This window comes from Streptomyces sp. NPDC051452 (genome assembly GCF_044454765.1).
In the GTDB taxonomy this organism is placed as follows: Bacteria; Actinomycetota; Actinomycetes; order Streptomycetales; family Streptomycetaceae; genus Streptomyces.
In genome coordinates this window covers 761271-787548 of record NZ_JBITEB010000001.1, presented here as the reverse complement: position 1 = coordinate 787548, position 26278 = coordinate 761271, and the positions used below count along the sequence as shown (strand labels likewise).

4 protein-coding genes are annotated in these 26278 nt (G+C 74.2%); all 4 read right to left on the bottom strand.

The window, feature by feature from the left end; translation table 11 throughout:
* Positions 1 to 25 precede the first annotated feature (25 nt).
* From ACIBA9_RS03120 to ACIBA9_RS03105, 4 genes are read right to left on the bottom strand one after another with little or no spacing between them, the layout of a single operon-like run.
* A complete protein-coding gene (locus tag ACIBA9_RS03120) occupies positions 26 to 1312 on the bottom strand; it encodes a hydroxymethylglutaryl-CoA synthase family protein (RefSeq protein ID WP_399359585.1) in 1287 nt (428 codons plus the stop codon).
* Complete coding sequence (locus ACIBA9_RS03115) at positions 1309 to 24075, bottom strand: SDR family NAD(P)-dependent oxidoreductase (RefSeq protein ID WP_399359584.1); 22767 nt, start codon at positions 24073 to 24075, stop codon at positions 1309 to 1311. Before ACIBA9_RS03115 ends, ACIBA9_RS03120 begins: the two co-directional genes overlap by 4 nt.
* Positions 24072 to 25700, bottom strand: a complete 1629-nt coding sequence (locus tag ACIBA9_RS03110) for an AMP-binding protein (RefSeq protein ID WP_399359583.1) — start codon at positions 25698 to 25700, stop codon at positions 24072 to 24074. The genes ACIBA9_RS03115 and ACIBA9_RS03110 overlap by 4 nt, the downstream gene beginning before the upstream one ends.
* On the bottom strand, positions 25697 to 25951 hold the full coding sequence (locus ACIBA9_RS03105; RefSeq protein WP_399359582.1) for an acyl carrier protein: 255 nt from the start codon (positions 25949 to 25951) through the stop codon (positions 25697 to 25699). Before ACIBA9_RS03105 ends, ACIBA9_RS03110 begins: the two co-directional genes overlap by 4 nt.
* Positions 25952 to 26278 lie beyond the last annotated feature (327 nt).

Here is a 26278-nt window from a genome sequence, read left to right as displayed (position 1 = left end):
GTTCACAGGTGGTACCTCCGGTTCGTCAGATCCACGCGTAGCGGCGGTGGTAGTCGCGTACGCCGGTCAGGGCGAGCAGTTTGGGGCGGTCCACGGCCCGCCCCAGCAGGGCGTCGTAGCGGCCGGGGTCGACGTCCCGGTGGGCCTCGGGGCGCAGACAGGCGGTGTTCTCGGCGAGCAGCGCCGTGTACTCCTCGAAGTCGAGGTCGGCGCGGGCGCGCAGCCGGGGTCCGATCCGTGCCTCGGCGACGGCGGCGGCCGACTCGGGGCCGACGACGCCGCTGAAGAACTCCGAGGAGCAGCCGGAGCCGTAGGAGAAGAGCCCGACCCGGGCGGGGCGGTCCAGCGGGGCGTGGTCCAGCAGGCTGGCCAGCGCCAGATAGAGGGAGCCGGAGAAGAGGTTGCCGGTCTGACCGGGGTGGATCAGGGACGGCGCGACCCGGCGGTCGAAGTCGTCGGCCACCGCCTCGGCGGGGCTGCGGTACAGCTCGCGCATCAGTCGCCGGTGTGCCGCTCTGACCATGCCGGAGAACGGGGTGTGCAGGGCCAGCAGGTCGAAGGTGGTGGCGAAGTCGGCGTCCTGCACCCGGGAGCGGTAGTCGGCGAAGCTGCGTGAGAAGCACTCCAGGTAGGCCATCAGCGACCGGTCCGCGTCGGCGATGTCGAGGTCGGGGCGGGGCCGCGCGGAGTCCAGGGTCTCGAAGCTGTGCACGCCGAACGCGCCGAGGTCGGTGGCGAGGACGCGGGGGCGGTCCCCGACGAGCAGGGCCACGGCGCCCGTCCCGGTGACCGGTTCGGCGTACTGCGCGCGGGCGTCGGCCAGGGACATGTCGGTGGAGACGATCAGCACCTTGGCACCGGGCGACAGTCCCCCGGCGAGGTAGCCGACGGCGAGTTGCAGCGCGGCCGTCGCCGCGTAGCAGGCCTGTTTCATCTCCAGCAGCCGGCAGCTGGGCGGCAGGCCCAGGTGCTCGTGCACATAGGAGGCGATCGACTTGCTGTAGTCGATCCCGGACTCGCTGGTGGTGACGAGGAGTTCGATCCGGTCACGCTCGCCCGGCGCGAGCCGTTCGAGCAGCGGCCGGGCCGCGTTCACCGCGTGGGTGACGGGGTCCTCGAAGGGCAGCGCCACCGAACGGCGGTCGGAGGCGACGTTGTCGAAGCGGCGCGCGTCGAGGCCGCGGCCGTCGAACACCGCACGCGCGTCGATGGCCGCGCTGCCGGCGTACACGTCCAGAGCCTCGATGCCGAAGCGGGCCGGCGTGGGCGGCGTCGCCGCCGTGGTGTTCGTCGCTGTCGCCGTGTCGGTCATCGCTGCTCCTCCGCCGTGGCGCAGTCCGCCAGGAAGGCGGTCAGGGCGGCGGTCACCCCGTCGGGGTCGGTGACCGTCGGGAAGTGCCCGCCGAGGGGCAGTTCGTGGTATCGGGCGTCGGGGATCGCGCCGTGCATCAGGTGCGAGGTCTTGCGCGGGACGACCGCGTCGACCGCGCCGGCCACCACCAGCGTGGGAACGGCGATGTCACCGAGGCGGCCGAGCAGGTCGGGCTGCTGGGCGAACACGTCCAGGTAGCGCAGGCCGATGTGCGGAGCCATGCTCTCGCAGCGCAGCAGCCGTGCCGCGTACTCGGCGCGCCGCGTGGCGACGTCCACCGCGCCGGCGGCGATGACACGGTCGAGGTCCTCGGCCACGAGGTCCTCCAGCCGGTTCACCTCGCCGGCCCGGTTGGCGTACTTGTAGGAGCTGCACACGAGCGCCAGCGACGCGGCGCGCTCGGGGTGGGCGAGGACGAAGCTCTGGGCCAGCAGTCCGCCGAAGGAGGTGCCCACCACGTGCACCGGCCCCGTCACGCCCAGGCGGTCCAGCGTCTGACGGTACAGGTCGGCGATGCCCGGCAGCGATATGTCCTCGGCGCTGGTGGTGGCGCCGACCCCCGGGTGATGGACCACCAGGACGCGGTAGCGGTCGCTCAGGCCCGCGACCTGGTCGGCGAAGACACCGGCGCCCATGTTGAACGGCGGCAGCATGAGTACGGCCGGTCCGGTACCGCGGTCGAAGACCTCTACCGCGCCGCCCGTCATGGGCAGCAGGTGCCGTCGCGTCCCGGGGGCGCGCTCACGCAGCACCGCGTGGTTCTCCGACGCCGGTGCCGGGGCGGCGGGTTGGTCCTGTAGTGCCTGGCGGATGTCGGCGGGCAGTGCGTCGGTGGGGTGGTAGGCCCGCAGCGCGGCGGGACCGGGGGCGCCGGGTACCTCCGTGAGGTCCCGCACCGACGCGGGGTCGGCGACGAGCTCCGCGAGCCGGTCGGCGGCCCGCTCCAGTGTCGCCCGGTCCAGTCCCACCGGTACGGCGAGCCGGATCAGGTGCCGTTCCCGGGGCGTGGAGCCGTCGGGGTACCGGCCGCCGGTGCCGAGGTGCGGTCCGCCACGGACGCCGCAGGCCTCGTAGATTCCGGCGAGATAGGAGGCGACGGGGTGCCGCAGCGCGGTTCCGGGCGCCAGCTTGTCGACGTCCAGCAGCACGCAGTGGGCGGTGGGACCGGGCACCAGCGGTACGCCGCCCAGCTCCAGCCGCTGGCGGAACGCGGCCACGTTGGCGACCCGTTCGGTCACCAGCCGCTCGGTGGACGCGGCGTCCGCGAGGGCGGCCGAGAGCAGCCTGCGCGCCGGGAGTCCGGGTTCGCGGCCGCGCTCCAGCATCCGCTCCCGAAGCCGCTCGGCGAGCCGCTCGTCGACGGTGGCGACGAGGCCGCCTCCGTCGACGCCGAAGTCCTTGGACAGGCTGAACGTCACGGCCTGGGCCGCGCCCAGCATCTCCGCCACGATCTGCCACAGGTCCCGGTGCTGCGTCACGGAGGCCGCCGCCACCAGCAGCGCGTTGTCGAGCAGCCGGGTGGCGTCCAGGACCAGCGGCACGCCCCGGGCCCGGGCCCGCTCCGCGACCCCGCGCAGGTTCTCCGGCGACAGCGGGGCGCCGCCGTGGGCGTTCGTCGCGGTCTCCACGAGGACGAAGGAGATCTCCCCGGCATGCCGGTCCAGCGCCTCCTCCAGCGCGGCCAGGTCGAGGTCCGCCGCGAACGGACCCTCGCCGACGACGGGCAGGGTGACCGACGGATCGAAGCCCTGCTCCACCAGGGTGGCCAGCCAGGTGGGGAAGGCCGAGTTGTGCAGGACCCGGCCGCGTGGTCCGGGCCAGGCCCGGCACAGGCGTTCCTCGGCGGCGCGCCCCGACGCGGCGAAGAAGCGATGGGCGAACGGCAGCCAGGGCAGGGCGGGCGGCTCCTCGCCGGTGACCCCGGTCGCGTCCGCCAGCTCGGCGAGCTCCCGCGTCCGCTCCCGTTGCCAGGGGTCGGCGCGGTCCGCCCAGGAGTCGGTGATCAGGTCGAGCCCGACGCCGACGTGCGGGAGGCGTACGGGGTTGTGGCCATGGGCGGCGAGCCGGGCCAGCCGGGCGGTCCGCTCGGCGCCGGTGTGCTCGGCGCCGGCCGGCGGGGTGTCGGGCGGCTCGGCGCCGTTCGTCGCGGCGCGCGGGCTCTCGGTGCCCGGGTTCTCGGTGCCGGCGGGCTGGACGCCGGGGTTCTCGGTGCCGGGGTTCTGCGCACCGGCGGGCTGGTCGCCGGGGGCCGCCGTGCCGGTGACGGGGGCCGCCGGGTCGGCGATCATCAGGATGACGTCGCTCACCGCGGTGGCGTCCTCGCCCTCGGGCTGCACGAGGTACAGCGTCCGGTTCTCCGGGCGGAACTTGTTCTTGAACTGGTAGTTGCCGCCGCCGAAGATGCCGGCGTCACGGAGTTCGGCCAACGCGCGTACGGCGGTCTCGGAGGCGTTGGGCGAGGCGCCCATCTCCCCGCCGAAGCTCGCTCCGAAGCTGAACACCTCGCAGCCCTCGGCACGAAGTCGCTCCAGGATCCGGACGAGCGCGAACTCCAGTCCGCCGAGCGGCATATGGTCCGGGTAGAACTCGACGTCGAGCAGATGGCCGTTCTCGGACGGGATCCGGGTGATCACCACGGCGTTCACCAGGGCGTCGTCCAGGTAGGTCAGGAAGAGGCGATGGCGTTCGTCGAGCCTGCCGCCCGCCAGTTCGTCGCGCACCCGTCGCACGTAGGGGTTCACCATCTGCTTGGTGGCGGACCATCCGTCCACGAGCCGGGCCAACTCGGCGTCCACGGCTGGGTCCTCGCCGCTGCGGTACTCGGTCGTACGGCCGGTGCCGGCCTTCTCGAACCGCTTGACCATGTAGCGCAGCCGGCTCATCCGGCCGCCGGAGAGCTTGAAGGAGCCCACGTCCTCGATGCGCTGGAGGGCGCCGAACGGGGTCGCGGTCACCGGCGATCCGCCCACGTTCTCCAGCCGGACCAGTGACAGCAGGTTGGGTTCGAGGCCGTTCAGCCGGGCGTGGTCGAAGTACTCGGCGGCCAGTTCGGCGAAGTGGTCCTCGGGGCCGGTGTAGTTCCACACCAGCATGGCCGGGCCTCGTCGCGACAGCGCGAAGAAGCCTCGCCGTTCGGCACCGACGAAGAGGTGGGGCGCGATGTCACGGCCGCCGAGCCCGCTCTCCTTGCCGTACTCACGCTCCAGCTCCCTCAGCACGGGGCCGAGTTCGGGGTCGGCCGCCGCCTCGACCCGGGTCACCAGCCCGGCCTGGCGGGCGGCGTCCGGCGCGGCGGGGGCAGAAGGGGCGGCCGGGGGGTCGTTGCGCGGGGCGGGCGGACGGACGCGGGCTACGGCCTTCTCGCCGTGCATCTCGCACAGCGCGTCCGCCAGTTGGTCCAGGGTGGGCCGTTCGAAGAGCAGGGCCTTGGGCAGGGCGCCCAGGCCGGACTCCAGGGCGCTGACGCTGCGCAGCATGTCGAAGGAGGTGAACCCGTTGGCCTCGAAGCTGACCGCCGGGTCGAAGGAGCGCCCGAGAACCCGCTCCAACAGGTGGGCCAGGGCCCGTACGGCGTCCTCGCGCTGCCCGGGGTTCTCGGGGGTTGGCGCCGAGGTCCCCGCGTCGTCGCGGATCGGTTCCGTTGACGGCTCGACGGGCGTTGCCGGTGCCTGGTCGCCGGTCGGTGCCGGTGGCCGCGCGCTCGTGGCGGGCGCGTCGGCCGGTGTGCGGGTGGGCGGGATCGCGCGCGGTGCCGGACGGGGCGCGGTGGCGGTGGCCGACGTCAGGACGTGGGCCGCGAGCGCGGCGATGCTGTCGTGTTCGTAGAGGTCGGCTCCCTGGAGGTCCAGGCCGTGCAGGTCGTTCAGGGCGCGTGCCACGTCCATGCGGAAGATGGAGTCGAGGCCGAGGTCGGCGAACGGCGTGTCGTAGGCGATGTCGTCGGCGTCCAGACCGAGGACGTCGGCGACGAGGCCTCGTACGGTGGCGCGGACCTCCGCTTCGGACAGGGCCGTCTTCGGTGCCGGGGCCCCGGTGTGTGGGGCGGCCGGCGGCTGTCCGGGCTGGGTGCCGGGGGCCGCCGGGCGCGCGGCGCTGGTGTCGTGGCGGGGGGCGGCGGGCGCCGGGGGCGTGTCCGGGACGGCGGGCCCGGGGAGGGGCGCGAGCCTGACCCTCGGGCGGTCGGCGACAGGTGGGCCCGGCAGCGGGGCGGGCGCCGGAAGCGGAGCCCTGGCCGCGGTGGGCGCGACGGCCGCGGTGAGTGCCGTACCGGGAGCCGTGGCAGCCGTGGCAGCCGTATGGGATGCCTGGGGAACGTGCGACACGGGGTTCTCCGTCCTCGTTTTCCGGGTGCCGTCCGGGTCCCCGAACCAGTGCCGGCGCGGCCGGAACTCGGTCAGCGGCAGGGCGCGTACGCGCTCGGGCGGCCGGTGTGCGTCGTCGGGCGGTGTCCAGGCCTCCAGTACGACGTGGGCGTTGGTGCCGCCGAACCCGAACGAGCTCACCCCGGCGCGCCACGTGAGGCGTCCGTGCTCGTCCTTCGCGCCTTCCCAGGGGGTGGTCGTGGTGCCGATGCGCAACGGTGTGCCGTCCAGCCTCAGGTAGGGGCTCGGTTCCCGCAGGTGCAGATGGGCGGGCAGCGTGCGGTGTGCCATGCACAGCAACACCTTGAGCAGGCCGGCGATCCCCGCCGCCGCCTCCAGGTGGCCGATGTTCGTCTTCACCGACCCGAGCGTGATGTGGGGTTCCGTCGGCACGGGTTCGCCCGCGTCGGCGTAGAGGCGGGTGAAGGCGTCCTTGAGCCCCTCGGCCTCGATGGGGTCGCCGAGGCGGGTGCCGGTGCCGTGTGTCTCGATGTAGGTGACGGTGCCGGGGGCGATGCCGGCGACCCGGTGGGCGCGGACCACGACGTCGGCCTGGGCGCGTGGGTTGGGCGCGGTCAGCGAGGGCGACTTGCCGCAGTGGTTGACGGCGCTGCCGCGGATCACGGCGATGACGCGGTCGCCGTCGGCCAGGGCCCGGTCGAGCGGCTTCAGCAGAACCGCGCCCACCCCTTCGCCGCGGACGTAGCCGTCGGCGTCCTTGTCGAAGGTGCGGCAGCGCCCGCCGGGGCTGAGCATTCCGGACTGGTCGAAGACCCGGAACAGACCGGGGCTGAGGGCCAGGCTGACACCGCCCGCGATCGCCTCGTCGCACTCGCCGTCGGACACGGCGCCGACCGCGCGGTGCAGGGCCACGAGGGAGCTGGAGCAGGCCGTGTCGACGGTCTCGCTGGGGCCGCGCAGATCGAGCAGATGGGAGAGCCGGCCCGCGACCAGCGACCGCGCCACTCCGGTGGCCATGTGCGCTTCGGTGGACATGCCGGACTTGGCGATCAACTCGCCGTAGTCCGAGGTGGCCATGCCCACGAACACCCCGACGGAGCGGCCCGCCAGGTCCTCCGGGCGGTATCCGGCGTCCTCGACGGTATGCCAGACCGTCTCCAGGAAGAGGCGGTGCTGCGGGTCCATGAGGCGGGCCTCGGCCGGGGAGATGCGGAAGAAGGCCGCGTCGAAGTCGGCGACGTCCGAGAGGAATCCGCCGCGCAGTCCCACCGTGGCCGGATCGTTCAGCAGGTCGGCACGGTCCGGCGGCACGGGGCCGACGAGTTCGTCCCCGGCGGCCAGGTGCCGCCAGAACGCGTCGAGGTCCGGGGACCCCGGGAGCCGTCCCGCCATGCCGATGACGGCGACGTCACGGCGCCGCGCCGGCCCCGCCGCCGGTGTCGGCGCTCCGTTCGGCCGGGCGGGCTCCGATGCCCCGGAGGGGTCGCCCGGATCCGGCACGGGACCATCGACGTCCTCCCCCGGGTACGACACCGCGGCGGCCGAACTGGTGCTTGGGGACACGGACATGGTCGGGTCGTCGGGCGTGTCAGGCGTCGCGGGTGCCGATGCCGTCGGCCGTGGCGGATGTGCGGCGCGTACCTCTGCCGGGTGCGCGTGGCTCAGGTGGGCGGCCACGTCGTCCAGCGTGGGGTGCTCGAACAGCACGGTCGGCAGCAGTTCGAGGCCGTAGTGGTCGTTGACGCGCACGACGAGTTCGCTCAGGGAGATCGAGTCGAAGCCGAGGTCCATCAACTCGGCTGTGGTGTCCACCTCGACCGGTTCGACCATCAGGAACTCGGACGTGAACAACCGGAGTTGATCTCGTACCGCGTCCAGGTCCCCGGTCGCCGGTCGCGTCGTGTCGGGGGTGCCGGTCGCCATGTCCGTACGGGCCTCCTGGTGCGTCCCGGCCTGTGCGGCCGGGTCCGTCGTCGTGCCGGTCGCGGTGCCGGGCGGAACGTGTGCGCTCTGCGGCGCCACGGGCGTGGTGTCCTCGGGTGCGGGTACGGCGGCCCGTTCGACGGGCAGCCATCTGGCCTGCGTTCCGGCCAGGGCGGAGCGGAAGACGGCGAGTCCGGTGTCGGTGCGCAGGGGCGCCATCGACCACAGCTGTGCGAACAGCCGGCGGGTCGCGTCGTCGACGTCCATGCCGCCGTCCTCCCACAGCGGCCAGCCGATCGCCACCGTGCGTCCGGTGCGTTCGCCCAGTTCCCGCAGGTGCTCCCGGGACTCGGCGAAGTCGAGCTGGAAGGCGTTGGCGTAGGCGTAGTCGCTCTGGCCCAGGTTGCCCGTCTCCCCCACCAGCGAGGCGCACAGGACGTAGAAGTCCAGGTCGTCGTCGCGGGTCGCCTGGTCGAGCAGGACCGTGCCGGTCACCTTCGGTCCCAGCACTTGGGCCGCCTCGTCGGCGCTCTTGCGTACGGCGCGCGCGTCCCGGTGTACGCCGGCCGTGTGCACGACGCCGTTCAACCCGCCGTAGCGGGCCCGGATGTCGGCCATCAGGCCGGAGACGTCGGCGGCGCTGGCCAGGTCGGTCTGCCGGTACCAGACGGTGCTGCCGCCACGCCACAGCTCCGCCGTGCGCCGCTCGATGTCCTCGCCGAGTGGCGTACGCCCGGCGAGGACCAGGTTGACGGGGTTCGTGTCCGCCAGGAAGCCGCCGAGGATCCGGCCGAGGGCGCCTGCTCCCCCGGTGACGAGGTACGTGCCGCCGGCTCGGACCGGCAGGGGCGCGTCCGGTGCCTGTGGCGGTGCCGGCCGCTCCGTCAGCCGCCGGAGGTGTCGCACCCCGTCGCGGTCGTAGACCAGCTCGGTGGTCCCGGTGCGGGCCTGGCCGAGTTCGTCGGCGACGACCGTCGCGAACCGGTTCGCGGCGGCCTCGCCGCCGGCGCCCGCCGCCTCGTCGTACGCGTCGAAGGCGATGCGTACCGCCATGAGGCCGCTGTGTTCCAGGGCCAGGGATTTCAACAGGCCGCCGGTCGCCGAGAACTGCGGCTGCCGCCAGGCGGGCCCGTGTGTCACGACCGTGCGCAGGCTCACCCACCGGTCGCGGGCGAGCAGGGCCGCCGCGGCCCACAGCAGCGCGTACGGTCCGGCGTCGAGATCGCCGGCCAGGGTGTCCGGTCTGGGCGGTCCGGCCGTCGGCGGGCAGACCAGGACGATCGCGTCGGGCAGCCGGTCGCGCTCGGCCAGGTCTTCCACGAGCAGGCGCAGATCGTCGGGGGTGGCCCGCGCCGGGAGGAGCACACCGTCATCGCTCCACGCGCAGCGCTCACCCGGCCGCACCGGGAGGCAGTCGACACCCCGGCGGGTCAACTCCTCGGCCACGGCTCGGCGCGGCGCGGAATCGGGTCCGAGCAGCAGGACCCGGCGCGGGGGCGTCGCGTCCGTCGCCCGGCCGTCCGAGGGCCGCGCTTCCAGCACCGGCGTCAGCCGGTACAGGGTGGTGGGACCGGTCTCCGCCGCCCTGGCCGCCGGCTCGACGACGGACGCGGTGTCCGGGGCGGATCCGGTGGTCTCCGGGGCAGGGTGGGCCGACGAGCCGTCCGGGACCGGCACCGTCGTCGGCGCCGGGCCGGTGGACGCGTGCCCGGTGGCCGGACCGCCGAGGGTGGGGTCGACCACACCCGTGTCCAGCCAGTGGCGGCTGCGGTCGAAGGGGTAGGTCGGGTACGGCACCCGGGGTGCCGTACTGCCGGCCCACAGCACGGACCAGTCGACGTCGTCGCCGCTGGCCCACCGGCCGCCGAGCCGCCCCAGGGCCGCCGCCACGTCCGTGGCCTCCGCGCCGTGCGCGTCGCGTACGTCGCGCAGCAGGGCGGAATCGGGGCCGAGGCGCCTGCCGCCCTGACCGGTGGCGGCCCGCCCGACCGTGATGCCGGGGATCTCCGCGCGGCCGGTCTCGGCGTACGAGCGCAGCAGGACGGCGAGCCGGTCGGTGTCGGCGCAGACCACCGCGAGTCGCTCGGAGAAGTGGCGGCGGCCTGTCTGGCTGGTCCGGGCGAGCGAGTCGAGGGCGGTCGCGGCGCCGTCGGGCGTGGTGAGGTGGTCCGCCACCCGGCCCGCGTAGACGCGCAGCCGTTCGGCGGACCGCGCCGAGAGCAGGAACAGGTGCGGACCCGGCGTCTTTGCCGGGCCGGTGCCGTCCGCCCTGCGGCGCTCCGCGCGGTACTGCCCGGTGTACTCCTCGACGACGAGGTGGGTGTTGGCGCCGCCCGCGCCGAAGGAGCTGACACCGGCCCGTCGGGGGCCGCCGTCGGGCGGGGCGGGCCAGTCGGTGAGCGCGCGGACCGGTTCCAGCGCCGCCGCACCGAAGTCGATCTTCGGGTTGAGCCGGTCCAGGTTGACGCAGGGCGCGAGTTGCCGGTGCCGCAGCTGGAGCAGCAGCTTGGTCAGCCCGGCGATACCCGCGGCGCCCTCCAGATGCCCGACGTTGGACTTGACGGAGCCCACCGCACAGCGGTGCGGGCGCCGCGGTCCGTCGAGTGCCTTGCCGAGCGCCGCGATCTCGATCGGGTCGCCGAGCGCGGTACCCGTACCGTGGCATTCGACGTACGACACCGTCTCGGGCGCCACCGAACAGTTCTCCAGGACCCGGCGGACCAGGGCGGCCTGCGCGTTGGGGTTGGGCACGGTGTAACCACCGGTCTTGCCGCCGGCGTTCATCGCGCCGCCCTTGATCACCGCCCAGATCCGGTCCCCGTCGGCGATGGCGCGGTCGAGCGGTTTGAGCAGGACCGCGCCCACGCCCTCGCCGGGCACGAATCCGTCGGCCCCGGCGTCGAACACCTTGCACCTGCCGTCCGCGGACAGCATGTTGAGCGCGCTCAGGGACACATGGTGCGCCGGATGCAGGATCAGGTTCACCCCACCGGCCACGGCGGTACGGCACTCGCCACGCCGCAGACTCTCACAGGCCAGGTGGACGGCGGTGAGCGAGGACGAGCAGGCGCTGTCCACCGCGATGCTCGGGCCGTTGAAGTCGAAGAAGTACGACACCCGGTTGGCCAACGACCAGTGGGCCGAGTGGGCACCGGACAGCCTGCCCTGCGGCCAGCCGGTGGCCGCCAGCTGCCCGTAGGTGCCGTACATGCTCCCGACGAAGACGCCCGTGTTCGGCTCGTGGGTGTCCGTGCCGAGTCGGCCGTTCTCCTCCAGCAGGTTCCACGCGGTCTCCAGGAACAGCCGCTCCTGGGGGTCGATGTGCGCGGCGTCCCGGCCCAGGATGCCGAAGAACGCCGGGTCGAACTGGTCGATGCCGTCCAGGAAGGCGCCCCAACGGCTGTACGAGCGCTGCGGGGTGCCGCGTCGGGCATCGAACGTCGGCCGCCAGTCCCAGCGTTCGGCCGGTACCTCGGTGAACGAGGCCGTGCCGGTCGCGAGGTTGTGCCAGAACTCGTTCACGTCGTTCGCGCCCGGGTAGCGGCCGCTGACACCGATCACGGCGATGTCGGACGGGCTGGGCGAGGTGGAAGGGGCCGACGGGGCGAAGGTCCGCTCGCGCGTCGGCGCGGACGTCGTCGGCTGCGGCTGCGGCTGCGGCTGCGGCTGCGGCTGCGGCTGCGGTGATGTGTCCGCGTCCGCCTCGGCGAGTGCCCCCGCCTTTGCATCCGCGCTCGCATCCGCATCCGCTTCCGGCGCGGTGGTGTTCTCCGCACCGGCGGGGTGCAGCAGCGCGGTGAGCGCCGGGCCGTGTTCGGCCGCGAAGTACTCGGCCAGCTGCGCGATCGTCAGCTTCTCGAACAGCAGCGTCGCGGGCAGTTCACCGAAGTCCTCCTCGAAGCGGCCGATGATCCTGAGGCTGACCAGCGAGTCGACGCCGTAGTTCTCGAAGGTGACCTCGTCCGCGAGCGCGCCCGGGTCGAACTTCAGTACCTCGGCGAAGACATCACGCACATAGCCACACACCCGTGCGTCGTCCGGGGCCGGCACCGATGCGGGGTCGGAAGCCACCCCGGACGCCTCGGCGACGATCACACACTGCTCCAGATCCTCGACGGGGGTTCCCGGTACGCCTGTCATCCGGACCGGCCCGAAGCCGCTCGCGGCCAGCTCACCGCGCCACTGGTCCGGTCCCAGCAGGGGGGCGTGCGGGAGCCGGCGTTCGCTGTCCTCGAACGCCCACCAGCCCGGCGTCAGTCCGAAGGTGAGGGTGAGGAAGTCGGAGGCCCGGGTGACCTCGTTGATCAGCACGCTGCCACCCGGGGCCAGGAGTTGACGCACGTGCCGCAGGGTCCGTCCCATGTCCCGGGTGGCGTGCAGCACGTTGGTGGCCAGGACCAGGTCGTAGCCGTCGGAGGTGAACCCCTGCTCGGCGGGCGGGCGTTCGATGTCGAGCAGTCGGCAGGACAGATAGGGGCGGCCCGCGCCGAACTCCCGCTCGCCGTGCGCGAGGAAGGCGGAGGAGACGTCCGTATAGGTGTAGGAGACGGGCAGGGGGGCGTGGGTGTCGCCGGTCCGGCCCCCTACGCGGTCGAGCGCGTCGAGGACGAAGGCCGTACCGGCGCCCGTGCCCGCGCCGATCTCCAGGATGCGGAAGGGACGTTCGGTGTCGCCGACCCGGTCGCCGCCGGAGCGGTGGCGACCGAGCGCGGCCACGGTCTCCGCCGCCATGAGCCGGTGGTAGTGATCGGACAGCGGCTGCCCTCGGTAGACCGCCTCGACGAGGTCCATGGAGCCGCCCGGGAAGAGGACACCCGTGGGCGGCAGCGTGCCGTCGAGTACCTCGGGCAGGGCCGCCACGCAGCGCCGCAGCAGCGTCACGTGCGGGTCCATCGCCGGGTGGCGCTCGACCAGCGCGGCGGCGGGATCAGGGGCCGTCGTGTTCGCCGGGTGTGCGGGGTGGCCGTCCGAGGCGCCGGTGGTGAGGGGTTGTCCGGTGCGCCGGAGCATGTCCCCGAGCGCGGCCAGGAGACGTTGGCCGGCGCTCCCCTCGGGGTGCCTGCCGGTCCACCGTTCGAGGGTGGACGACGCGGCGGTGTCCGGGTCGTGCCCCGAGCCGTGCTCCCCTCGCGGGAACCGCTGCCCCACCAGAGACCTGGCGACCTGCTCCAGCTCCGCGAACGCGGCACGGGCGTCCGCCAGGGTCCGCGGGACGGCATCGTCCTGGTCCGGCGCTGCGCCAAGCGCTCGCGCGGGGACGATCTGTTCCTCCGCGATCGTCGTCTCGTCGGCCGGTACGGTGTCGAGGAGGGCCAGGCCCTGCGGGGTTCCCTTCACCACGACGGCCTGCGCGAGGCCGGCCGCGAGGACGTCCGTCAGTGCCGCCATGCCCTCGGCCGGTTCCAGGGAGCCGATGCCCACGGTGGCGAACCGCTCGACGTGATGCGCCCGCGCGACCGCGCCGACGCTGCCCCAGAATCCCCAGTTGACCAGGGAGACGGGGAAGGACCGGTCCCGCAGGTGACCGGCGAGTGCGTCCTCGAAGGTGCTGGCCGCCGCGTAGTTGGCCTGGCCCGGCGCGTCGGCGAAGGAGATCGCGGAGGAGAAGCAGACCAGGAAGCCCGGCGGCTCCTCGCTGAGCGCGTCGGCCAGTGCCGTCAGGCCGAACGTCTTGGCCGCCAGGACCTCCAGGAACGTGTCCTCGTCCATGCCGGCGAGCGTGCGGTCGCGCAGGACGAGCGCGCTGTGGAAGACGCCGTCGACACGGCCGGCCCAGGCGCGTGCCTCGGCCATGACGCGGCGCGCGGCGTCCGGTTCGGCGATGTCGCCGCGCAGGTAGACGGCCTGGCCGCCCAGTGCGGACAGCTCGGCCAACCGCGCTTCGATGGTGTCGTCGAAGGGCCGTCGGCCGACCAGTGCGAGCCGGGCGTGGTGGGTACGGGCCAGATGGCGGGCGAGCACCGTGCCGATGCCGCCGGTCCCTCCGATCAGGACGTAGGCGCCACCCTCGTGGAACGGGCCGTCCGCGCCGAGGTGGCGACGCGGGCGTGCGGGGACCAGCTTGCGCACCAGCCTGCGACCGCCGCGCAGGACGACGAGGGGCTCGGCGCAGGGCTCGGCGAGCAGCAGTCCGGCGAGTTCCGCCGGCGAGGACGCCTCCGGCGGCAGGTCGACGCAGCCCGCCCGCCACTTCGGGTACTCGGCCGCGGCCGATCGCGTCAGCCCGAGCAGCCCGGCGCTGTGCGGCTGGGCGGGCCCGCGCTCGGCGTCCGCGACCGCGCCGCGCAGGGCCACCTTGAGGGTGAGGTCCCTGCTGTACGCGCCGCGGGCGAGCAACGTCTTCAGCAGCCGGAACAGGCCGAACGTGGCCGGGTCCGGGCCCTGTCGGGGCATCGGTTCCGCGGGGTCGTGCAGGGCGAGCCAGTAGACCGTGTCGGGAGGTCCGCCGAGCGAGTCGAACACACCGGGGTCGTCGACGTCCGGTACGGCGAGTGTCGTCACCACCGCCGGACGGGGGGCGTCGGCGCGGGACCGGCCGAGCGCGGTGGCGAGAGCGCCTGCCAGGGGCTGCGCGGCGGCGGTGTGGAACACCCACACCGTCTCCGGCGTCGCACGCCGCTCCGAGGGCCGTGTGGCCGGCGGGCCGGCGTGGTCCGGGATCGGACCGGCGTCCCTCAGGGTCGGGACGAGGACCACGGTCTTCGGGCCTGCGCCCTCGGGGCCGGCCGGCCGGGGTGCCGCCTTTGCGGCCGACGGCCGTGCCGCCGGGCCCGAGTCGGCGGGCAGCGGTCGCAGGGCCACCCCCACGAAACGCACACACTCCCGGCCGTCGCGGTCCGCCACCCGCACGGTGAACCCGGCGGCGTCGCGCGTGGCGTGGGCGTATCCCTCGCTCGGGAGTGGCGCCAGTACCTCCAACGCCCGTAGCGCGAACGGGACGAGGGGGTTCGCGCCGTCGTCCGCGGCCAGGGCGGTCAGGGTCTGGAGGGCGGCGTCCAGGACGGCCGGGTCGAGCGGCCACGACGTGGTGTCGCCGACGGCCGCGGCCGGGGCGCGCAGTACCCCCAGCGCCTCGTCGGTGCCGGACCACACTCCCTCCAGGGCCTGGTAGGCGGGGCCGTATTCGAGGCCTCCGGCGGCGAAGTCCGGGTACAGATCCGTACCGGGGCGCCAGGACGGGCAGCGCTGCCGCACCGCCTCGACGGAGACCCGGCCGGCTGCCGCGTCCTCGCCCATCGGCGCTATCCGGCCCCGGACACAGGGCACTTGACCGCCGTCGTCCGTCGTCACCTCGAAGTTCAGCGCGCCCGCCGGGCGGTCGTCCGTCGTGACGCGTACCTCGCGGCGTGCGCTCACCTCCACCGGGCGCAACCACTGCACCTGGGAGACGCGGACCGCACCGGTGATCCCGTGGCGGGCGGCGGCCCGTACGGCGAGCGACAGGCTCGCGACGCCGGGCAGCACGGGCCGGCCGGCCAGCCGGTGGTCGGCGACGACCGGGTCGACGGGATCGACCGGCTGGCACAGGGCCCCGGGGCCGTCGGCCTCGGCACTCGGGACGTGCGACGACCGCTCGGGGCCCGGCCGGGCGGGGGACGCCCAGTGCCGGTCCCGGGCGAAGGGATAGGTGGGCAGCGGGACCCGGCGCGCGCTCCCGCGCGGGTACAGGGCCGCCCAGTCGACGGTTCCGCCGCGCACGTACGTCTCGGCGAGGTGCCGCAGATGTCGGAGGTGCTCCGGGAACAGGGCTTTCTCCGGCGTCCCGGGGTGCTGTCCGCCGTCGGTCGTGTGCGGGGCGTCCGCCGCGCCGCCCGGGCCGGTCGGCGGGTGGACGTACGGTGCCTCGTGGCGGCGGGCAGCGGCGCGCAGTGCGCGGACGAGTTCGCCGCGGTCGCGCACGACGAAGGCGGCCCGCACCGGGAAGTGTGTCCGGCCGGTGCCCAGGGTGAAGGCGACGTCGGCGAGGCCGGGGACCGGTCCGGCCGCTGTGTCGAGGGCGTCGGCCAGCCGGTTCAGCGACCGCTCCAGTGCGTGCTGGTCGCGTGCCGAGACCGGGATCAGCCAGGGCCGCTCGGCGGCTTCCGACGCGCGGCCGGGCCGCTCCGGCGCCGGGGTCGGTGCCTCGGCTATCACGGCGTGGGCGTTGGTGCCGCTGAATCCGAAGCTGCTGAGTGCCGCGATCCGGGTGCCCGCGCGGCCGGGCCGCCACTCGTCGGCGCGGGTGGGCACACGGAAGGGGCCCCGGGTCAGGTCGATCTCGGGGTTGGCCGTGCCGAAGTGCGGGTTCGGCGGCACCTGTCGGTGCCGCAAAGCCAGCAGGACCTTCAGCAGTCCGGCGACACCGGCGGCCATGGTGGTGTGACCGATGTTGGCCTTCACCGAGCCGAGCGCCGTCGGCGTCGCGGGGCCGTCGTCGACGCCGTCACCGTCGGTGCGGAAGGCGTCGTGCAGGGCTTTGACCTCGATCGGGTCGCCGAGCGGGGTTCCCGTGCCGTGGGCCTCGACGTAGCCGATGTCCCCGGGGGTGACGCCGGCCGCGCGGTGCACCCGGCGGATCAGTTCGGTCTGGGCGGCCGCGCTGGGCGCGGTCATGCCGTTCGTCCTGCCGTCGCCGTTGACCCCGGTGGCCTTGATGACGCCGTGGATGTGATCGCCGTCCGCCAGCGCCCTGGCCAGCGGCTTGAGGACGACCACGCCCACACCCTCGCCGAGCACGATGCCGTCGGCTCGCGCGTCGAAGGGCGCACTCGTGCCCGTCGGGGAGAGCATGCCGGCGTTGCTGCACCGGATGTGCACCCGGGGAGTCAGCATCAGCGCCACACCACCCGCGAGGGCTGTCTCGCACTCGCCGCGACGCAGGCTCTCACAGGCCAGGTGCACGGCGGTGAGCGAGGAGGAGCAGGCGGTGTCGACGGCCAGCGTGGGACCGGTGAGGTCGAGGAAGTAGGAGATGCGCGCGGCGAGGACGGAGGGAGCGGAGCCGAGGAAGGCGTGGCTGGTGTCGGACTGCCCGGCCGCCGTGAGGAGTTCGTCGTAGTCCCCGGTGCCGCAGCCCACGAACACACCGCAGTTGCGGCTTCCGCGCTCGGTGGGCCGGTCGGTGGCGCCGGAACCGTACCCGGCGTCCTCCAGCGCCTTCCACGCCTCCTGGAGGAAGAGCCGCTGCTGTGGCTCCATGGCCTCCGCCTCCAGCGGCGAGAGCCGGAAGAACGCCGGGTCGAACTCGTCCACCCCCCGTATCAGAGCGGCCCACTTGCTGTCGGTGCGGTCCGTGACGGACCGGTCGGGGTGGTACCAGCGGTCGGGGTCCCAGCGTTCGGCGGGCACCTCGGTGATCTCGCTGCGGCCCGACTTCAGGTTCTCCCAGAAGGCGTCCAGGTCCTCGGCTCCGGGAAAGCGGCCGGACATGCCGATCACCGCGATGTCGTACCCCGTCGGCCCGTCGGGGACCTGCGGAGGTGCGGGGGTGCGGCGCGGCGCGACGGCGGGGCGGGGCGGCGCGGGGTCGGACTCGCCGTCCGGTTCCTCATCGGTCTGTACGGTCCTCGCGGCCGCCGGCGCGCGTCGGGGTACCTGACGTAGCGTCACCATCCCGGCCAGCACCGGCGTCGAGGCGGCGGACACGGGACTCTTCCGCGGGGCGGACGCATGCGGCGTCGGCGTGACCACGGGTGCGGGCGACGCGGTGCGCTCCGGGACAGGGGCGGGGGTGGTGCCACCCCGCGAACGGTCGGTGCGTGGTGCGTCGGACGACGGTGCCACGGCCTCCCGCGGCAGGTCGCTCCCCTTGCCGCCCGGTGCGGCCGCACCGACATCGGCGAGGGACACGGGGGTGGCGAGGGCCGCGCGGTGCAGGGCCGCCGACCGGTCCCGGGCCGCCAGCAGGGCGGCCGTCATCGCGGGCACGGTCGGGTGGTCGTACACCGCGACGGCCTCCAGACCCGCCCCGTGCCGCTCGTTGAGGTCGCGGACCACCTCGACGGCGCCGATCGAGTCGAGCCCCATCTCGGCGAAGGTGCGCTCGTCGTCGATCTCCTCCGGCCGCAGATAGAGCACCTGGGACAGTGAGGCGACGACGTCGGCCCGCACCTCCTCCGGGGACGGCCCGGCAGCGGACGGCGCGGGGATCACCGGCGCGACTTCCGGCTCCGCCGTCGGCTCGGACGAGACCATGGACACAGACGCGGCCACGGGTTCGGGTACGACCACCGGTTCCCTCTCGGCCACGGGCTGAGGCTGGCTCTCCGTCGGGGACTCGGACGAGACCGGCCGGGGCCGCGGTGACCGGTCATGAGCTCCGGTCTGCAAGTCCTCGGCCCCCGGCTCCCGGCCGGAAGCCGGTCGCGGCCCGTCGCCACGGAACGCCTCCACTCGGGCGAAGTGGTTCTTGACCCGGTCGCGGGCCTCGGCGCCGAGCACCTCCTCGTGCATCAGGACCTCACGCCCGACCACTTCGTCGAGGCGGGCGAGGACCCGCCCAGCCAGCTCCTGCTTGAGCCGGCGCACGGCCTCGCGCGGCTGGGCGGCGAGGGCGCGGGCGCGCTCCAGCGCCGCCGGCAGGACCTCGCGGCGCGGCAGAACCGTCACCATGGCGCCGTACCGGCGCAATTCCGCACCGGTCAGGGACCTGCCGGTGAGCATCATCTCGTCCGCGAGCGCGGAGCCGAAGCGGCGTTCCAGGACGTAGGTGGCGCCCATGCCGGGAGTGAAGCCGTAGGTGACGAAGTTGGCGCTGTACACGCTCTCCTCGGCGAGCAGGACGACGTCGGCGTACAGCCCGAAGGCCAGGCCGCCGCCGGAGGCGTGTCCTTCGATCGCGGCGACCACGGGGCGGTCGCAGCGCAACAGCCCCTCGTACACGAAGGGTTGGTCGGTGAAGCGTCCGGCCCCGCCGGCCAGCGTGTCCAGGGCCTCGGAGGTGCCACCCATGCTGAACACGCCGTCGGCACCGGTGATGACGACGGCCTTGACGTCCTCGCGCGCGGACACCGTGTCGAAGGCGTCGCGCAGGTCACGCAGCAACCGTTCGGTGAACATGGGCGAGCCCATGCGGATCAGGCCGATACCGCCGTCCAGGACGACGAGTTCGGCGCCGCTGTCCCGGGCGGACGCTGTCCGGGGCGTCGCCACGGCGGCCACGGGATCGGACGGGAGGAGGGCACCACCGACCGTCGGCTCGACGGCCGAGGCAGCGGTGTCCACTACCGGCACGGCGGTGGCCGCTGAAGGCACGGCGGTGTCGTCAGCTGTCGTCGGCGTGGCCGGCGGGGCCGGCGGGGCCGGACGGCGGTCGGGCTCGGTCGCCGCGCCGGTCCATCCGCCGGGCCAGCACCGCTCCTCGCGGAACGGATAGCCGGGCAGCGGTATCCGGCGGGGACGCGCGCCGCCGCCCGTCCCCGGCTCCGGCCAGCGCGCCTCGGTCTCTCCCGCGACCCATCGGCGCGCCCACTCCTCGAGCGTGGCCCCGCCGGGCGTGACGGCAGAGTCGGGCGTGCCATCCGCCGGTTCGGTGGCGTGTGTCGCGGTTCCCCGGTACTCCCGGGGCCCGGGGTCGGCGCCCTTCACCAGGCGTTCCAGCGCCGCGCGCAGGCCGGGCAGGTCGTCGGCGACCACCGCGAACCGGACCGGCATCGCGGTGCGGCCCACGCGCAGGGTGTAGGCGAGATCGTCGGGGCGAGGCAGTCCGTGGTCGTCGATGCCGGCCGTCGCCTCCAGGCCGGCCCAGATGTCCGCGGCCTCGTCGAGCGTGGTGCCGGGGTGAACGGCCTCGGTGAAGTCCCCGGCCGGGGGCGCGCCGGGCCCGTGGTGCTCGGCCAGATCGTGTGCCAGGGCGAGCAGCGCGGCGGGGTCGAACCCGAGGTCCTCGAAGGTCTCGCCGCCCCCGAGGGACGACTCGGGCACCACGAGGCGCCGGGCGGCCAGTGAGCGTACGAGGGTGTAGGGGGAGGAGATACCCGTGCCGTGCGGCGGGCGGAGGTTCGTGCCGGGCGCGGGCGTGCCACCGGACCGTTCCTCGTGCGGGGTGAGGAGTCCCAGCAGGGCGGAGGCCCGCTCGCGCAGTGCCTCGTCGTCCTTCGCGGAGAGCACGAACAGCCACGGACCGCGTGGAGCGGGCCGGGGCGGGGCCTCGGGGGCCTCCTCCAGTACCAGATGGGCGTTGGAGCCGCCCGCGCCGAAGGCGCTCAGCCCGGCCAGTCGCCGCCCGCCGGCCGGGCGGGGCCAGGGTGCCGCGGTGCGCTGCACGGTCAGCCGGCCGTCGCCGAAGTCGAGGTGGGGATTGAGGGTCTCCGCGTGCAGGGAGGGCGCGAGGGCCCCATGCCGGAACTGCAGCAGCACCTTGGTCAGGCCGGCGATGCCCGCCGCGCTCTCCAGATGGCCGATGTTGCTCTTCACCGACCCGATGGCGACCTGGTGGGGCCCGGGTTCGAAGGCGGCCAGGGCCGTGCGCAGCCCTTCGAGCTCGATGGGGTCTCCGAGGGCGGTGCCGGTGCCGTGCGCCTCCACATAGCCGAGGGCGCGCACATCGGCACCGGAGTCCCGGACCGCGTCCGCGACGAGGGAGGCCTGTGCGGCGGGGCTGGGCACGGTGAACCCGCTGGTTCGGCCGCTGTGGTTGAGGCGCGCGGACCGGATGACGGCGTGGATGTGATCGCCGTCGGCGAGCGCCTGGTCCAGGGGCTTGAGCAGTACCGCTCCGACACCCTCCCCGGGGACGTACCCGGTGCCGCCCGCGCCGAAGGCACGGCACCTGCCGTCGCGGGACAGCCAGCGGCCGCGGGCGAGTTGGAGGTACTTCTGGGGGTGGGTCATGAGGTTGACCCCGCCGGCCAGGGCGAGCCGGCTCTCGCCGCGGCGCACGCTCTCCACCGCGAGCTGCACGGCGGTCAGTGACGAGGAGCACGCGGTGTCGACGGCGAGGCTGGGGCCGCGGAAGTCGAAGGCGTAGGAGACACGGTTGGCGACGGAGGAGTGCAGTGCCACCGGGGCCGTCTCGTCGTCGGGGTCGGCGACGAACTGGAAGTCGTTCCACATCACTCCGGCGAAGACGCCGACCGGCTCGCCGGCGAGGGCCTGCGGCGGGTATCCGGCGTCCTCCAGCGTCTGCCAGGCGATGGTCAGGAAAAGGCGTTCCTGGGGGTCCATGCGCTCGGCCTCGCGGCGCGAGATACCGAAGAACAGCGGGTCGAAGCGGTCCATGCCGGCCAGGAAGCCACCCCAGCGACCGTAGGTCCGTCCGGGCCGGCCGACCTCGGGGTCGAAGAAGGCTTCGTGGTCCCAGCGGTCGGGCGGGACCTCGGTGACACAGTCACGGCCCGCCGCCAGGTTGGCCCAGAAGGTATCCAGGTCGGGGGCCTGCGGATAGCGTCCCGCGACCCCGATGACGGCCACCGGCTCGGAGGCGGACCGGGTCCGGCCTATCCCGGGGGCGGGCTCCTGCTCCCGGGTGTCGCGTTCCGCGGCCTCCACCTCCGCGATCTCGCGGACCTCGCCGACCTCGCCGACCTCGCCGACCTCTCCGACGGGCGCGAACAGTCCCGAGCGGAGCGGTCCGGGTGTACCCGTGTCATCGACCGAGGTGCCGGGGCGGAGGTCGGTGTGCACGGCCACCAGCCGGGCGGGGCCCTCGCGTTGGGCCAGACACCGGTCCAGCAGGCGCAGCGCGAGTGCGGTGGGCAGGGGCCGCATTCCCAGCGCCGCCGAGCGGGCGAGTGAGGCGGCGTCCGCCCGCATTCCTCCGTCGGCCCAGTAGGGCCAGGCGAGGGCCAGGGTACGGCCGGTGCGGCCGGGGTCTGCCGTACGCCGCTCGGCGAAGGCGTCCAGGAAGGCGTTGGCGTAACCGTAGGCGCACTGGCCGGTGTTGGGCAGGACCGCGGACAGCGAGGAGAACAGCACGAACAGGCTCGGGTCGCAGTCGGCGGTGGCCCGGTCGAGGTGCAGGGTGCCGTCGAGCTTCGGGGCGAGTACGGCGCGGGTCTCGGCCGGTCGCCTACGGAAGTGCAGTGCGTCGTCCGTGCGGCCGGCGCAGTGGAAGACCGCGTCGATACGGCCGAACAGCTCGCGGCACCGGGCCGCGGCGGCCTCGGCACCCTCGCGGTGGGTGATATCGGCGCGCACGTAGTGCGCTTCGCCGCCCTGTGCCGCGCAGCGGTCGAGCAGGCCCGAGACCGTGTCGTCGAGCGGACGCCGCCCGCACAGCACCAGCCGGGCACCGTAGGTGGTGGCCAGGTGCTCGGCGAGGAGGGACCCGATGCCTCCCGCTCCCCCGGTGATCAGGCAGACGGCTCCCCGGGGCAGCGCGGCGACGTCGGTCCGGTCGGCGAGCGCGTGGGCCGTCAGCCGACGGACGGAGCGCTCGCCGCCTGCGCCGTGCCGGTACCTGCTCTCGCTGTCCTCGCTCTCGTCGGCCGCCTCCGCCAGGAGGACGTCGGCGAGTTCGGCGGCGTCCGGCGCGCCGACGACGAGCGTGCTACGGCAGCGCAGCGCCGGGTTCTCCGCGGTGATGCCGCGGGCCAGCGCCCCGACGGCGGTGTGCTGCGGTACGAGGTCCTCGCGGTCGGCGCTGTACAGGAAGCGCAGTTGGCGGGTGTCGTCGGCGGACCTGGTGGCCAGGGCCCCGGCGAGCGCCCAGACGACGTCGTAGCCGTCACCGGTGTCGCACGAGGGGCCGGGCGCGGCGTCGGGGCAGACGGCCAGCACGGTCGGCGCGGTGCCCTCGGCCGCGAGTTCGTCCAGCAGTCGGGTGAAGTCGGCGGGGCTTGCGGTGGGCAGTCGCCAGGTGTCGGGACCGGTCCGTTCGAAGGTGTCCGCCCGCAGGACGTGGACCGTGCGGCGCCCCGGTGCGGAGCGGCGGCGCAGGGCTGCCGGCAGTGCGGGATCGGTGGTGACGACGAGCAGATCACCGAGCGCTTGCGGGTCGCGGGCCGGGCGGGCGGGGCGGGCTGTCCAGCAGGGGCGGTGGACGGTCGGTTCGGTGGCGGGCGGGTGTTCGGGCACGGAGGGGGTGGTGGCTTCCGTCGGCGGCACGGACCGTCGTACGGGCGCCGGGCCTGGGGCCTCGGTCGGCGGAGCGGGTCGTTCGCCGGGTGCCGCGTCGGCCGTTGCCGTCGGCGGCGCGGACCGCTCCCCGTGGGGCGGGGTGGTGGCTCCCGTCGGCGGTGTGGGGCCGGGTGCCGGTTCGACGGCGGGGAGCGTGATCGTGTGCTTCCGGGCCAGATGACGGGCGACGGAGGCGACGTCCGTGTGCTCGAAGAGCAGGGTCGGGTACAGCCGGCCGTCGACCACCTTCTCCAGCTCGGCGCTCACGGCGAGCAACGCCACGGAGTCGAGGCCGAGTTCGTAGAAGCCCCGGTGGGGGTCGACGGCCTCCGCCTCGCGTCCCAGGAGGCCGCCGATCAGTGCGCGGACGTGCGTGACGAGCCGCCGCTCGGTGTCTTCCGTCGCCGAGGCGGCCGCGTCGCCGGCCGCGGTGGCCGTCGTCGGCCGCTGCTCGAACCGCGGCTCGACGGCCGCCGGTTGGTGACCGGACCGCGCCTCGGAGGGGGCCGGTTCCCGCGCGGACCGCGGCTCGGTGGCGATGGCCGGGGCGTCGAGCAGTCGCGTGATGAGACCGGCGTGCCGGACCCGCTTACAGCTCAGCTTGGTGAACTTGGCGACGAAGCGGCCCTGTTCGTCGTAGATCAGGCAGTCGTTGTGCATCACGTCGCCGGACGGGGCGAGCGTCTCCGGCGTGGGCACGTACACCCAGCACGGTCCCGTCGCACCGCGCGGCGCCCGGAACTCCTCGATGTAGACGGGGATGAACGGGTCGGGGCCGGGCGGGGGCCGGTGGCCGAAGGTGACGAGGGTCGCGGCGTCGAGTTTCGCCGGGTGGAGATGGAAGGCGCCCTCGTGTTCCCGGGAGCCGGGGTCCAGTTCGAGTCGGGCCAGCAGTCCGCCGGTGTCGAGGACGTGCAGGGCGCCGAATCCCATCATGGGTGGCCCGTGCCGGATGTCCTCGGCGCGGGCCTGGTGGTACAGCTCGGCCATGTCCCGGGTTCGCTCCGCGCGGGTCAGGAGGGCGCGCGGGTCGATCGGCGGGGGCGGCGGCTCGTGTGTGAACTCCAGGCGGGCGGAGAAGTGCGGTCGCCAGCGGACGTCCCCGGACGCGGCCCGCGCCGGGTCCGCGCCCGGTGCCATGACCGCTCCGGACGCGTCGACGTGGCGCGCGCCGGTGGCGTCCGGTGCGCCGAGGGTGACGCGGACGGCGAGGTCGCGGCCCGGAGCGGTGGCGATCGGTTCGGCGAACAGCACGTCCCGCAGTACGGCGTGCTCGGTGTCCACGCTCTGGGCGCCCAGGATGCGGTAGACGATGTCGAGGAAGGTCGCGCCCGGCATCACCGACACCTCGTGGATGCGGTGGTTCTGCATGATGAAGTCGTCGTGCGGCAGCGAGAGGTGACACTCGATCGGGTCGTTCACGGCTTCGCTTCCCCCTCGTGTCCGAGCCGGCGGACGGCGTCCTCGCGCAGCCGGGACCGGTCCGTCTTTCCGTGGGCGTTCAGTGGTGCGTCGGGCAGCCACCACAGGTGGCGGGGCAGCATGTAGGGCGGCAGGCGGTCGGCGAGCCGCTCGGCGAGACCGGCCATGTTCGGTTCGGTGTCGCCGAGCAGATAGGCGACCAGCCGGGTGCCGCCCGGCGCGTCGAGGGCGAACACGACGGCGTCACCGCCCGAGGTGTCGCGCAGGGCGGCTTCCACCTCGCCCACTTCCACGCGATAGCCGTTGATCTTGACCTGTGCGTCCTTGCGCCCGAGATGGACCCAGCCGTGCGGGGTGGCGCGCACCTGGTCCCCGGTGCGGTACCAGCGGCGGCCGTCGTGCTCCAGGAAGCGCCCTTCGTCCTCGCGGGGATCGAGGTAGCCGCCGAACATCTGCGGGCCGGTCATGACCAGTTCGCCGGTGTCCTCGGCGGGTGAGCCGTCCGGGGCCAGGAGCATCGCCTCCATGCCGTCGTTCGGGCGGCCGATGGGCACGGTGGCTCCGTACTGCGGGCTCGACAGGTCCAGGCCGGGGTCCCAGCGGAACTCCGTGCAGGCGATGGTCAGTTCGGTGGGGCCGTAGATGTTGTCGAGGACTCCGTCGGGCGCGGCGCGCTGCCAGTAGCGCGCGGTGTCCACGAGCAGCGGCTCGCCGGCGAACACCGACTGGCGCAGCCCGGTGAGGCTGCCGGGGGCGAGCCGGTCGGCGCGCTGCAGGCCGCGTGCCAGGCTGGGGGTGCTGTGCCAGACGGTCAGCCCGTACCGCCGCACCCAGCGCGCCGGATCGAGCGCCTGCAACCGGGACAGCACGCACACGCAGGCGCCGCCGGCCCAGGCCGGGAAGATGTCGCACATGGCCAGGTCGAAGGTGGTCTCGTGCACCTGGCTGAAGCGGTCGTCGGGGCGTACGGCGTAGCGGGGCAGCGAGGCGGCCAGGAACGCCGAGGCGTTCCCATGGCTGACGGGCACACCCTTGGGCATGCCCGTCGAGCCCGAGGTGAACAGGATGTAGGCGATGTCCTCGGGTGTGCCGGTGGGTGGCTGCCAGTCGGGGGTGGCCGCAGAGTCGGGCAGTTCGTCCGCCGTCAGGACCCGGGCGCCGCCCACGGCGGTGGGCAGCTTGGCGGGAAGGGCGGCACGTTCGGTGCGCGGGGCCAGTACGACGTGCACCGGCGCGGACTCCAGCAGCGGGGCCAGCCGGCCGGTGGCGTCCGGGGCGGCGATCACGGATCCGCAGCCGGCGGCCCGCAGGACGGAGGCGTTGCGGGCGACCGGGTTCTCCGGGTTCAGCGGAACGGCCGGGGCGCCGGCGTACAGGGCGGCGAGCAGGCCGAGGTAGGCCTCGGGTGTCTTGGAGGCGAGCACCGCGACCGGTGCGCCCGGTTCGCCGAGCCCGTGGATCGCGGCCGCCCACGCCCGTGCCGTGCCGTCCACCTCGGTGTAGGTCCAGGAGCGGTCGAGGATGCGCAGCGCCGGGCCGTCCGGGTTGCGGGCCAGGCCGTCGGCGAACCAGTCGTGCAGCATCCTGGCGCCGTGCGGTGGTATGCCCGCCGGGTCGGCCCTCATCGGTTCGCCAGACAGCCGCTGACCACGTCCCACAGGTCGCCGGGGGTGGCGAAGCTGGCGGGCACGAGGGCGCCGTCGGGGAACTCGATGCCGTAGGCGTCCTCCAGCCGGGAGGAGAGGCCGACCATGCCGAGGGAGTCCAGGCCGTGCGCGGGCAACGGGAGGTCGGCGCGCAGCGGAGCGGTCGGGGGGTAGTCGGTGAGTGCGGCCCTGACCAGCTTCTCGTAGGTCTCGTCCCAGTTCGTCGCCACGGTGCGCCTCGTCCTTCTCGTCGTCGCCGGGGGTGGTGCCGGGTGGTGCGGTCGTGCCGGGTGAGCCGTTTCGGTGAACACGCGTCGGGACGCTTCCGGGTGAACGTCGCGGAAATGGCGTGCGGGGCCCGAATCATAAATCCGGCGCGGGGATGCTAACGACGGAATTCAAGCTGCCGCAAGGGCACTCGGGGACTTTTTCGGCGTGCTCAGTATTGAGCAGAATTCCGGCGCGTAAATGGTGGATCGTCTGGGGTCTTCACTTTTCCCATGGCCGCGGGAATCACGCGCTCGGTGTCCCCGCCGGCCCCGCGTCACGGTTCGCGA